Annotated in this window: 10 protein-coding genes and 1 rRNA gene; 10 read left to right on the plus strand and 1 reads right to left on the minus strand. The window is 41.1% G+C overall.

Annotated elements, in window-relative coordinates:
- The first annotated feature begins 8 nt into the window (after positions 1-8).
- The 5 genes from rrf (at position 9) to ybeY (ending at position 4,247) form a co-directional block, all read left to right on the plus strand.
- A 5S ribosomal RNA gene (gene rrf, locus H8B06_RS16995) occupies positions 9-120 on the plus strand.
- 126 nt (positions 121-246) lie between these two features.
- Positions 247-2,229: a DNA primase gene (dnaG, locus tag H8B06_RS17000; RefSeq protein WP_190995404.1), complete on the plus strand. Its 1,983-nt coding sequence runs from the start codon at positions 247-249 to the stop codon at positions 2,227-2,229.
- Between the two features lie 61 nt (positions 2,230-2,290).
- Entirely contained in the window at positions 2,291-3,355 is a 1,065-nt protein-coding gene (locus tag H8B06_RS17005; RefSeq protein WP_223857737.1) for a glutaminyl-peptide cyclotransferase, read from the plus strand.
- Positions 3,356-3,387: 32 nt separating this feature from the next.
- Positions 3,388-3,801 carry a Holliday junction resolvase RuvX gene (gene ruvX, locus H8B06_RS17010; protein WP_190995405.1) on the plus strand — a complete coding sequence of 138 codons (414 nt, stop codon included), beginning with the start codon at positions 3,388-3,390 and terminating at the stop codon, positions 3,799-3,801.
- 11 nt (positions 3,802-3,812) lie between these two features.
- Positions 3,813-4,247: an rRNA maturation RNase YbeY gene (gene ybeY, locus H8B06_RS17015; RefSeq protein WP_190995406.1), complete on the plus strand. Its 435-nt coding sequence runs from the start codon at positions 3,813-3,815 to the stop codon at positions 4,245-4,247.
- A gap of 64 nt (positions 4,248-4,311) precedes the next feature.
- Here the strand turns inward: ybeY and H8B06_RS17020 are convergent, their stop codons facing one another.
- Entirely contained in the window at positions 4,312-4,731 is a 420-nt protein-coding gene (locus H8B06_RS17020) for a nucleoside-diphosphate kinase (protein ID WP_190995407.1), read from the minus strand.
- Positions 4,732-4,896: 165 nt separating this feature from the next.
- Between H8B06_RS17020 and H8B06_RS17025 the strand changes: the two genes are divergently transcribed.
- The 5 genes from H8B06_RS17025 (at position 4,897) to H8B06_RS17045 (ending at position 11,891) form a co-directional block, all read left to right on the plus strand.
- On the plus strand, positions 4,897-5,319 hold the full coding sequence (locus H8B06_RS17025) for a MarR family winged helix-turn-helix transcriptional regulator (protein WP_190995408.1): 423 nt from the start codon (positions 4,897-4,899) through the stop codon (positions 5,317-5,319).
- A gap of 91 nt (positions 5,320-5,410) precedes the next feature.
- Positions 5,411-7,837 carry a 3-hydroxyacyl-CoA dehydrogenase/enoyl-CoA hydratase family protein gene (locus H8B06_RS17030; RefSeq protein WP_190995409.1) on the plus strand — a complete coding sequence of 809 codons (2,427 nt, stop codon included), beginning with the start codon at positions 5,411-5,413 and terminating at the stop codon, positions 7,835-7,837.
- Between the two features lie 6 nt (positions 7,838-7,843).
- Entirely contained in the window at positions 7,844-9,019 is a 1,176-nt protein-coding gene (locus H8B06_RS17035; RefSeq protein WP_190995410.1) for an acetyl-CoA C-acyltransferase, read from the plus strand.
- 14 nt (positions 9,020-9,033) lie between these two features.
- Positions 9,034-10,815 carry an acyl-CoA dehydrogenase family protein gene (locus H8B06_RS17040; RefSeq protein WP_190995411.1) on the plus strand — a complete coding sequence of 594 codons (1,782 nt, stop codon included), beginning with the start codon at positions 9,034-9,036 and terminating at the stop codon, positions 10,813-10,815.
- Positions 10,816-10,988: 173 nt separating this feature from the next.
- Positions 10,989-11,891: a sulfite exporter TauE/SafE family protein gene (locus H8B06_RS17045; protein ID WP_190995412.1), complete on the plus strand. Its 903-nt coding sequence runs from the start codon at positions 10,989-10,991 to the stop codon at positions 11,889-11,891.
- Positions 11,892-12,108: the final 217 nt, after the last annotated feature.

Raw genomic sequence — 12,108 nt, forward strand, 5'->3', positions numbered from 1 at the left:
AAAGATATTCAGGTGCCTATATCGGCGGTGTCTACCTCTTCCCATTCCGAACAGAGCAGTCAAGCCCGCCAGAGCCGATGGTACTGCCGTAAAAGGTGGGAGAGTAGGTCGGTGCCGGTTTTTATACGGAGCCCCTGCAGTATAACTGCAGGGGCTTTTTTGTTTGTCGAGGGACAAACTTCACACATTACTCGCTACTAAATTATTACCTTTGTATAAATCGCGTTGTCATTTTACAGATGATTTATGATCAAAAAAGAGACCATCGAGAAAGTTTTAGATGCCGCTAGGATAGAAGAAGTAGTTGGGGACTTCGTGGATTTAAAAAAACGCGGAACCTCTCTCATTGGTAATTGTCCTTTTCATAACGAAAAAACACCATCTTTTCATGTATCGGTAGCTAAAGGTATTTATAAATGCTTTGGTTGTGGTGCAGGGGGAGATGCGCTTAAATTTGTTATGGAATTGGAGAAGTATTCTTATCCGGAAGCAATACGTTATCTGGCGGATAAATATAGTATCCCCGTCGAGGAGGTAGAACGTTCTCCTGCACAACTTGCTGCTCAAGATAAACGGGAAAGTCTATATGTGCTCAGTACTTGGGCTGGTAAATATTTTAAAGAACAACTCTGGGATACGGAGTCGGGTCAAAGTATAGCTTTATCTTATTTTAAGGAGCGTGGATATAGAGAGGACATCATACAGAAATTCGATTTAGGCTATTCGCCCGATCAATGGACCGCTCTCGTAGATATGGCTGTCGAAAAGGGTTTTCATAAAGATTATTTAAAAGAAATCGGTCTTGCTATAGAGCGAGACGACGCGAGTCTTTATGATCGTTTTAGGGGCCGTGTTATCTTTCCTATTCATAATCTTACGGGTCGCGTTATTGGTTTCGGTGGACGTACGTTAAAAACGGAGAAAACTATTCCCAAATACGTTAACTCACCTGAAAGCGATATATATCACAAATCGGATGTTCTGTATGGACTTCATTTTGCCAAGAAGGCTATAAAAGATAATGATATGTGCTATTTGGTGGAGGGGTATGCTGACGTTCTGTCTATGCATCAGGCCGGAGTAGAAAATGTGGTATCTTCTTCCGGGACTTCTTTGACCTCCGGCCAGATACGTCTTATTTCCCGTTTCACGAATAATGTTGTCATTTTGTACGATGGAGATGCTGCCGGTATCAAGGCCTCGTTACGCGGAACCGATATGTTGCTGGAAGAGGGACTTAATGTGAAAGTTTTATTATTCCCAGATGGTAATGACCCCGACTCTTATGTACAGACGTATGGCTCTACGGCATTTAAAGAATATATCGCTAAGCATCAGGAAGATTTTATTTTTTATAAAACAAATATCTTATTAAAAGATACGGGGGGAGATCCAATCAGACGTGCGGAAGTTATTAGAGAAGTAGTAGAGAGTATTGCTTTAATACCTGACGAGATAAAAGTTTCAGTTTTTATTCAACAGTGTTCACATTTGCTCGATATTGAAGAGCGTGTATTACTGACCGAGCTGAATAAAATACGCGTACAGAAAGCAAAAGCACAGGATAAAAAAATACAACAGGCATCTAGAACTTTAAATGACACTCCTCCGGAAGATATGCCTCCTGCCGACTTATTTTTGACGGATATAGAACGTGTCCAAGACGTTTCGTCAGGAGAGGAAACTCCGCAGACGATTACATCAGATACTTTACAAGAAAGGGAGATCGTACGTATTTTATTGAATTATGGTGAGGAACTTGCCGTATGGGAAGGCGATGGAGATGTTCCTATAGTTCCTTTACTCTTGAATGCTTTAGATGATATTGCTTTTGAAGATCGAGCAAGCGCCTTTATCGTCGATACTTTTAGACGTAAAGCTGAATATTTTGAAATTCCAGATACAAAATATTTTTTTTCGCACGAAGACAAGGAAGTACAGGATTTAGCTATCACATGTGTGGCCACACCGTATGAGCTTAGTCCAAATTGGAACGATGAAAAGCGTAAAATATACGTTCGACAGGAACGGGAGCATCTTCGGGAACTTACTATGCAGGCTATATACCGTATAAAAAAACGGAAGGTGGAGAAAGAAATGATCAAAATCAGGGAAGAACTAAAAGTGACGTCAACGGACGATATGGAGATTTTATTAGCCAAATATCAGAAGCTGAAGGAAGCGGAGAAAGTGCTTGGGAACTTCTTGGGCAATATTGTGGTGAAATAATTGTCAGGTGGGGGTTGTCATTTTATTTCTGTAAATTGGCGTCGTATATACGGAAAAAACAATGAGAGTAAATAATATTCTAGTTTTTGTGACTTTTGCTATCATGCTTATGTCAGGATGTAAATCGCAGAAAGGAAAATTCGAGTTTTTGTCTCCCAAATCCGGAGAAACACTTATTCTAGGAGAAAAGGTAGCTGTACGCATGCAGTTTCCAGATAGTACGCTAGATTCTGTTGTATATTCAATAGATGGACATGTTATTGAAAGAAAGCAGGATACAACAGAACTTCTGCTGGACACCGAATCTATTGGTCTTGGAGCACGGAACTTGGTGGCAAAACTCTATTGGGAGGGGAAAGAGGTCGTCGCATTTAGTAATGTAACTATTTTGCCGGAATCCCCTCGTCAATATACGTTCCAAGTTGTTAATGAATATCCACATGATACAACGGCATTTACACAGGGCCTCGAATTTGAAAACGGTTTTTTGTATGAATCCACCGGTGCGGGAAACGATTTGATAACGTCCTTAAGGAAAGTAGAACTCACTACCGGAAGGGTTTTGCAGAAGAAAGAAATCACAGGTGCTGATGCGTCTGGTGAACCTTATTTCGGTGAGGGAATGACTATTGTCGGGGATAAAATTGTGATGCTCACCTGGCGCAATAAATTGGGGTATGTGTTTAATAAAAATACGTTTGAGCAGGTTGGAACATTTAATTACCAACAAAGTACACAAGGGTGGGGGTTATGTTATGACGGAAAGAGACTTATTAAAACCGATAGTTCTAATAAATTGTATTTTCTAGACCCTAACACTTATCAAGAGATAGGTTTTATCTCGGTGTATGATCACAATGGGGCCGTTGATTATATTAATGAATTAGAATATATAGATGGGAAAGTATATGCCAATATATATGGAAAAGATATAGTAGTTATCATTAATCCTGAAACCGGTGTCGTTGAAGGCCAGATAAATTTTGTCGGCTTATATAAAAATGCTAAAAGACACGCTGTAGATGAAGAAATGAACGGGATTGCCTACGATAAAGAAAATAAAAGGTTCTTCGTTACAGGTAAACAATGGACCAAGCTCTACGAAGTAAAAATAATTGCGCGTTAATAATGATATCTTTTATTTCATATTAAATAGATATGCGCATTATGGCTTTTGATTATGGGACAAAGAGGATTGGCATTGCGGTTACTGACCCCATGCAGCTTATCGCAACGTCTCTGACGACTATCCATCCAAAAGAGATTTGGGCGTTTTTAACAGATTACCTTCAAAAAGAAGAAGTAGAAACATTTGTCGTGGGTAAACCCTTACAGATGGATGGAACAGCATCACAGTCGACGCAGCATATTGTTGGTTTTATCCGAAAGCTAAAAAAGACCTATCCAGCTATCCCGGTCGTCGAAATTGATGAACGCTTTACGTCTAAAATGGCTGCCAGCGTTATTGCCCAAAGTGGTCTGAAAAAGCAAAAACGACAGGAGAAGGGTTTGGTTGATACGGTATCGGCAACCATCATCCTGCAAACTTATATGGACTCCAAAGCATTTTAATACAATATACAATGGCATTAAGAGATATTTCGTTTTTCAACGAGGACATTGATTATAAGATCAAAGACAAGCAAAAAATACGGCAATGGATCGGTGCCACGATTACGGCAGAGGGCTTTGAACGAATCGGTGAATTAAATTTTATTCTCTGTTCAGATGCCTATTTGTTAGAAATCAACAAACAGTATTTGGATCACGATACGTATACAGATATCGTGACATTTGACTCTTCGGAAGAAGATCATGTCATTGCGGGTGATATTTTTATATCCGTAGAAAGAACAGCAGAGAATGCGTTGAAGTTTGGTGTGTCCGAACGTGACGAATTACATCGTGTGATCATTCACGGCGTATTGCACCTATGCGGATACCTGGATAAGAAAAAAGAAGCCAAAGAGTTGATGACCGCCAAGGAGAACGAATACTTAAGCAAGCGAGTTTTTTAAAGAAGTATATAAACAGAAAAGGGAAATCCAACGATTTCCCTTTTTTAAGTTAAGATCTAAAGCCTTAAAATCTTTCGAATTGTGAGAAAAAGAAATTACCTTCAATTTCTGCATTTTCGTCCGAATCCGATCCGTGAACAGCATTCGCATCGATAGATTTTGCGTATTTGTTGCGAATCGTTCCTTCTGCTGCCTCAGCAGGATTTGTAGCACCGATTAATTTGCGGAAATCTTCTACAGCATTGTCTTTTTCCAAAATAGCCGCTACAATTGGCCCTGAGGTCATAAAGCTAACTAAATCATTATAAAAAGGTCTTTCTTTATGTACGGCATAAAAATTGCCTGCAGTTTCTTTTGTAAGCTGGATGTATTTCATAGCGACGATTTTGAAACCGTCCGCGATAATATCGTTTAAGATAGCACCGATGTGACCGTTTGCTACTGCATCTGGTTTAACCATCGTAAAAGTTCTATTTGTTGCCATGTTGATAAATTTTTGTGCAAAATTACATAAAATTTTACTTATAGAGGAAACATAGGGGAATTAGAGGAAGGATGAAAACAGCAAAAATATAAACCTAAAAAATTTGTTTTATCCGATAGACTTATTATATTTGTTATGCTTGCATAGTAAAATATAAATCGAATTATGTCTCAAGACAATACCATAGACTATTTTTTGAAAACCTGTTGGCAAACGGTAGCTAACAAGTACAACATTATTGCTTCGCAATTTGGGTTTACCCAAGCAGCTGGTTATATTTTAATCAATATACATAAAGAAGGTACATCGGTTTCTCAAATTGCAAATGCTACTGGCGTAAAAACGACATCATTGTCTAGAGTATTAAACAATTTAGAAACGTTAGGGTTTATCTATAGAGAGGTAAATGCATCTGATAAACGATCGGTAAAGGTATATTTAACCCCCTTAGGTGTAGAAAAACGAAGATTAGCAAAAGATGTCGTTCGGAGTTTTAATGAGTTTTTGGAATCTCAGATCCCGGAAGCGGAGCGTGAACAATTAATTCAGTCGTTACAGAAGATCAACGCGTTAGCGACAAGTTATTAGCTCGAAGCAGGCGCAAAAAAGAAGGACGAAGATCCAAAAACTGTAGATGTTGGAAAATAAGTGTGAGACATTTGTACTAAAAAGTAACAAAATGAATAGACGTATTAAGAAAGTAGCTGTTTTAGGTTCGGGAGTGATGGGCTCGAGGATAGCTTGTCACTTTGCGAACATTGGTATAGAAGTGCTCCTGTTGGATATTGTACCGCGGGAGCTTTTGCCACAGGAAGAGGCTAAAGGATTAACATTGGAAAGCACGATCGTTCGAAATCGTATAGTGAACAATTCCTTAGATACGGCATTGAAAACCAATCCATCACCCATTTATAGCAAGCACTACGTAAAGCGTATACGTACGGGGAATTTTGAAGATGATATGGCTGCTATCGCAGCATGCGATTGGGTAATCGAGGTGGTCGTCGAACGGTTAGATATTAAAAAAACTGTTTTCGAGCAGGTAGAACAACATCGCAAGAAAGGAACATTAATCACATCGAATACTTCCGGTATCCCCATTCATTTGATGACCGAAGGGCGATCGGATGATTTTAAAACACATTTTTGTGGAACGCATTTTTTCAATCCGCCGCGTTATCTGGAGTTGCTGGAAATTATTCCAACTGCTGATACCGAACCGGAAGTCATCGATTTTCTATTGCATTTTGGAGACAAAATGTTAGGTAAAACCGTGGTGTTATGTAAAGATACGCCAGCTTTTATAGGAAACCGTGTTGGGGTATACTCCATGTTAGCGCTGACACATCTGGTCGAGCAGATGGGGCTATCGGTCGAGGAGGTTGATAAATATACGGGGCCTGCAATGGGACATCCAAAGTCGGCTACCTTTCGTACGGCAGATGTCGTTGGTTTAGATACCTTGGTTAATGTCGCGCAGGGGCTGACAGAAAATGTTCCTGACGACGAGGCGAAAGAGGTTTTCCAGTTACCGTCCTATATTACCAAAATGGTGGAAAACAAATGGTTGGGCGAAAAGACAAAACAGGGTTTTTATAAAAAAGTAAAAGACGAGAAGGGTAATTCGGTCATTCTTGGGCTCGATTTAAAGACGCTGGAATATAGAGAACAGGAGAAAGTTAAATCGGCAAGCTTAGAGGCAACGAAGCCTGTAGAAGATATCCGTAAACGGATGAAAGTTTACGAGCAAGGTACAGATAAAGCCGGCACATTGTTCCGTGCGATGCATTACCCCTTATTTGAATATGTCTCCCACCGTGTTCCAGAGATTACAGATGACTTTTATAGGATAGATGATGCCATGCGTGCTGGTTTCGGTTGGGAACTGGGGCCGTTTGAGGTGTGGGATGCATTGGGCGTGCGGGAGACGATTGATAAGATTCGGACAGAGGAGAAAAGGTTATCGGGACAGCAAGGTGAAGTAGCGCAGTGGGTACATGAGATGTTGGAAGCTGGACACGACTCTTTCTATAAAGTCCAAAATGGTGTAAGGCATTATTACGATATAAACTCAAAATCCTACAAACCCATACCTGGAGCCGAAGACCTCATCGTTTTAGATCATATTCGGGACACCAAAACCATTTGGAAAAATTCGGGTGTAACCATTACGGATTTAGGTGATGGTATCATCAATTGTGAGTTTCATACCAAAATGAATACGATCGGTGGCGATGTTATCCAGGGCATCAATAAAGCTATTGATTTAGCAGAAAACGAGTACCGCGGTCTTGTTATTACGAATGATGGTAAAAATTTCTCAGCGGGTGCCAATATTGGAATGATTTTCATGATGGCAGTCGAGCAGGATTATGATGAGTTGAATATGGCGGTGCGTATGTTCCAAAATACGGCCATGCGGATTCGTTATTCCTCTATCCCAGTTGTTGTTGCACCCTTCCAGCTGGCATTAGGTGGCGGATGTGAGTTTTCGATGCATGCCGATTTTGTACAATTGCATGCGGAGACATACATGGGCTTAGTGGAATTTGGTGTTGGTGTTATCCCTGGTGGAGGCGGCTCTAAGGAGTTTGCTCTTCGCGCTTCGGATGAGTATAAACCCGATCAAATTGTACAGAACACCTTAAAAGATCGTTTCTTAACGATAGGACAGGCGAAGGTATCAACGTCGGCCGTAGAAGCTGCGGAGCTTGGCTATTTGCAAGAAGGCAAATACGCCATCACGATGAATCGTAAGCGGTTGCTAGCGGATGCAAAGGCAAAAGCGTTGGAGCTCGCTAACGCAGGGTATGTACAGCCGGCTCCCCGAACAGATATTAAAGTGCTCGGAAATCAAGGATTAGGAATAATTTACGTAGGAGCCTCTTCCATGCGGGAAGGGAATTATATCTCCGATCATGATAAGAAGATATCCGAAAAATTGGGTTGGGTGATGTGTGGTGGTAATCTGTCAGAACCTACCGAAGTCTCTGAGCAATACCTACTCGATATAGAACGGAAAGTGTTTTTGGAGTTATGTGCGGAGCGTAAAACATTGGAGCGAATACAACATATGTTGACGAAAGGAAAACCTCTTAGAAATTAGTGAAACATGGAAGCATACATTATAGCAGGATATCGTACAGCAGTAGGAAAGGCACCGAGAGGTGGCTTTCGTTTCATGCGTGCAGATGATTTAGCGGCTGAAGTTATTAAACATATGGTGGCGACCATGCCACAATTGGATGTGACGAAAATTGATGATGTCATTGTGGGAAATGCCATGCCAGAAGCGGAACAAGGATTGAACGTCGGACGTTTGATTTCGTTGATGGGATTGGATACCGACAAAGTACCCGGTGTCACGGTGAATCGATATTGTGCATCTGGGTTGGAAACCATCGCGACGGCTGTAGCCAAGATTAAATCCGGTATGGCCGATTGTATTATTGCCGGTGGCGTAGAAGTTATGTCGGGCATGCCGTTTGGCGGATGGAAAATCGTGCCAAATCCAGTGGTGGCGAAAGACCATCCGGATTGGTATTGGGGTATGGGGCTGACAGCGGAAGCCGTTGCGAAAGAATATCATGTTTCGCGTGAAGACCAAGATACTTTTGCACTTCGATCACACCAAAAAGCAATCACTGCGATAAAAAACGGACATCTGAAAGATGGTATTGTACCGATTAAGGTAACCGAAAATTACCTAAAAGATAATAAAGTCGCTACACGTGAATATATTGTCGATACAGATGAAGGGCCAAGAGCGGATTCTTCGGCAGAGGCGTTAGCAAAGCTAAAGCCGGTATTCGCGGCAGGCGGGTGTATTACCGCTGGGAACTCGTCACAAACATCCGACGGTGCGGCCTTTGTTATGGTCGTGTCAGAAAAGATGCTAAAGGAATTGAATGTTAAGCCGATAGCACGATTGGTGAGTTATGCCGTGGCAGGAGTGCCTCCACGGATTATGGGAATAGGCCCGGTGTTCGCCATACCCAAAGCGCTGGAAATGGCGGGACTGCGAAAAGAAGCCATCGACCTGATCGAATTGAATGAAGCTTTTGCTTCACAATCCCTGGCGGTTATACGGGAATTGGAGTTGGATGAAGAAAAAGTGAACGTAAATGGTGGAGCAATTGCTTTAGGACATCCCCTAGGCTGTACAGGAGCTAAATTGACCGTGCAGCTCTTGAACGAACTGAAACGTCGGGAGAAAAAGTATGGTATGGTGACGATGTGTGTAGGAACGGGACAAGGAGCAGCGGGGATATTTGAGATGTTAGATTGAGGATTTTATAAACAATGGAAACAAAAGCTATTAAAGGCGGGGAATTCGTGATTCGCGAAACCCCTTATACGGAAGTTTTTATTCCGGAAGAGTTTGATGAAGAAGCGAAATTGATTCGCCAGACTTGTTTGGATTTTCTTGATGCGGAAGTGTTGGATAAGCTAGATAGAATTGACGCACAGGAAGAGGGCCTGATGCAGAACCTGTTGGATAAAGCCGGAGAATTAGGATTACTGGGTGTCTCTATCCCGGAACAATATGGAGGATTTGGTAAAAACTTCAATACATCTATGCTGGTTGGCGAAGCGGTAGGTGGCGGTTATTCTTTTGCCGTGGCACTATCGGCCCACACCGGTATTGGTACATTACCTATCTTATATTACGGAAACGATGCCCAAAAGGAAAAATACATTCCCAAGCTAACGTCGGGAGAATGGAAAGCAGCCTATTGTTTAACGGAGCCTAACGCGGGATCCGATGCGAATTCGGGACGTTCCTCCGCAAAATTAAATGCAGAAGGAACTCATTATCTGCTCAATGGGCAGAAAATGTGGATTACAAACGGTGGATTTGCCGATGTATTCATTGTATTTGCAAAAATTGATGACGATAAAAATCTCAGTGCTTTTATTGTAGAAAGAGATTTTGGTGGGATCACCATGAATCCCGAAGAGCATAAGATGGGTATCAAAGGATCATCCACAAGACAAATATTTTTTAATGATTGTCCGGTTCCGGTAGAGAATCTATTATCTGAAAGGGAAAACGGCTTTAAGATTGCCGTTAATATTCTAAATATTGGACGCATCAAATTAGGTGCCGCGACCATTGGTTCTGCACGTTCTGTCGTTACGCAAGCCGTAAAATACGCCAATGAGCGCGTGCAATTTAATTTGACTATATCCAAGTTTGGGGCAATTCGTCACAAGCTGGCGGAAATGGCTATTCGTTTGTACGCTAATGAATCTGCCGCTTATAGAGCAGGACAGAATATTGATGATGCTTATGCTGCGCTTGTTGCCGGCGGAATGGATGAAGCTAAAGCCAAGTTAAAATCTACAGAACAGTTTGCTATTGAATGTGCGATTATAAAGGTATGGTGCTCTGAGATGCTGGATTACGTTGTTGATGAAGGTGTGCAGATTTATGGAGGCATGGGCTATTCCGCAGAAGCTCCGATGGAAAGAGCCTATCGCGATTCCCGTATTAATCGGATTTTTGAAGGTACCAATGAGGTAAACCGTTTATTGGTGGTGGATATGTTATTAAAACGTGCCATGAAAGGAGAGTTGGATTTAATGGGGCCTGCGACGGCTGTTGCAAACGAGCTGACAGCTATTCCTGATTTTGTAGAAGAAGATACAACTGTTTTTGCAACGGAAAAAAAGATCATAGCAAATTTAAAAAAGGCCGGTTTAATGGTGGCGGGTGCTGCTGTACAGAAACTGATGATGAGTTTATCGAAAGAGGAGGAGATATTAATGAATATTGCCGATATCATCGGATATATTTATGTGGCGGAATCGATATTGTTGCGGGCACAGAAGATTTATCATACCCAAGGAGAGGACGCTGCTGCTTTCCCCTTAGATATGGCGAGGGTGTATTTATATACTACGTTGGACAAAGTAGCTACAGCCGGGAAAGAAGCACTTTACGCTTTTGCAGAAGGGGATGAGTTGAAAATGATGATGGTTGGTCTGCGCCGGTTTACAAAAGTAGAGCCGTTCAATACAAAAGAAGCGCGCCAACGTATTGCAAAGAAAATGATCGAAGAGAATAAATATTGTTTCTAGAGCATTGTTTTTGGTTGATTTAGCCTGTCGCGGTTTACGTGGCAGGCTTTTTTATTTTTTATTAAAATAAAATCTATGTATTTAGTAGTCTTTGTTGAAATGTTACTATATTTGCAGGGCAACACAACTAGTGGAGTGAAATTTTTTGATAACAAAGTAAATAATAAAAATAAATGGACAAGGCAATAGCGGTTTTAGGATTAACTCATGTAAGTAAAAAAATCACTTTAAAGCATGTAGGTTGGGCTATTTTAGCACTCAAGCTAGCTATTGCAGGGTACTTTATCTATCTTTTAGTAGAAGGGTTTCGCACGAATGCGTTTGAGTTTGGAGAACGTTTTCTCTGGTTTATTTTGGCTGGCTTCGTCGCGCAGCTGATTGACGGGGCATTAGGAATGGCTTATGGAGTGAGTTGTACAAGTTTATTGCTTTGGCTAGGTATTCCACCAAAGTTTGCATCCGCTAGTGTACATACCTCAGAAATTTTTACGACAGGTGTTTCTGGTTTATCCCATATCCGCTTTGACAATATTGACAAGAGATTGTTTTTTCAAATTGTCGTTACAGGAAGTATCGGTGCAATTATCGGTGCTTATTTCATTTCCGATCTCTTTGATGGAGATTTGGTGAAGCCCTTTATATCTTTCTACTTGCTTTTGTTAGGTGTATATTTGCTCTACAAGGCATTTAAAAAGCAACAAGGTAAGGCAAAAAGCATGAAACATACACCTTTACTCGCGTTTGCCGGCGGACTATTGGACGCAATTGGCGGTGGCGGTTGGGGACCAATAGTAACATCTAATTTATTGAGTCGAGGGAAGAGTCCGAGGCATACCATCGGAACGGTCAATACCGCGGAGTTTTTTGTGACTTACTTTGCTACCGCTGTATTTATTTTCGTGTTAGGTGTTCAGCATCTGGAAATTGTTCTCGGCTTGATTATCGGTGGAGTAATTGCGGCGCCTTTAGGAGCATATATCGCATCTCGCATTAATCAACGTCTTCTTTTGATTTTGGTAGGTATATTGGTAGTCCTCTCTTCAGGATGGGGGATTGCAGCCGCTTTTTGGCTGTAGAGGTAAAATTTAGGGTTGATATCAAAATATGATGATAGGCTCTTTTTTTAAAAAATAAAAACTACTAAATTGATAGATTATATATATTATATTTCTATATTTGCGGTGTCGTTTTAACTTTCCTGACGACGACAAATTTAAAAGCATTAAAAAATGAAAAGTAATCAAATTCAAAACAGGTCAGTCAAAATGAATCCAAATGTCGTATATCTTTTTT

The organism is Sphingobacterium micropteri (assembly GCF_014692515.1).
GTDB lineage: Bacteria > Bacteroidota > Bacteroidia > Sphingobacteriales > Sphingobacteriaceae > Sphingobacterium > Sphingobacterium micropteri.

Bases quoted from the DNA above. Each gene is read 5' to 3' on its own strand.
- dnaG (WP_190995404.1), top strand. From the start codon at position 247: ATGATCAAAAAAGAGACCATCGAGAAAGTTTTAGATGCCGCTAGGATA.
- H8B06_RS17005 (WP_223857737.1), top strand. From the start codon at position 2,291: ATGAGAGTAAATAATATTCTAGTTTTTGTGACTTTTGCTATCATGCTT.
- ruvX (WP_190995405.1), top strand. From the start codon at position 3,388: ATGCGCATTATGGCTTTTGATTATGGGACAAAGAGGATTGGCATTGCG.
- ybeY (WP_190995406.1), top strand. From the start codon at position 3,813: ATGGCATTAAGAGATATTTCGTTTTTCAACGAGGACATTGATTATAAG.
- H8B06_RS17020 (WP_190995407.1), bottom strand. From the start codon at position 4,731: ATGGCAACAAATAGAACTTTTACGATGGTTAAACCAGATGCAGTAGCA.
- H8B06_RS17025 (WP_190995408.1), top strand. From the start codon at position 4,897: ATGTCTCAAGACAATACCATAGACTATTTTTTGAAAACCTGTTGGCAA.
- H8B06_RS17030 (WP_190995409.1), top strand. From the start codon at position 5,411: ATGAATAGACGTATTAAGAAAGTAGCTGTTTTAGGTTCGGGAGTGATG.
- H8B06_RS17035 (WP_190995410.1), top strand. From the start codon at position 7,844: ATGGAAGCATACATTATAGCAGGATATCGTACAGCAGTAGGAAAGGCA.
- H8B06_RS17040 (WP_190995411.1), top strand. From the start codon at position 9,034: ATGGAAACAAAAGCTATTAAAGGCGGGGAATTCGTGATTCGCGAAACC.
- H8B06_RS17045 (WP_190995412.1), top strand. From the start codon at position 10,989: ATGGACAAGGCAATAGCGGTTTTAGGATTAACTCATGTAAGTAAAAAA.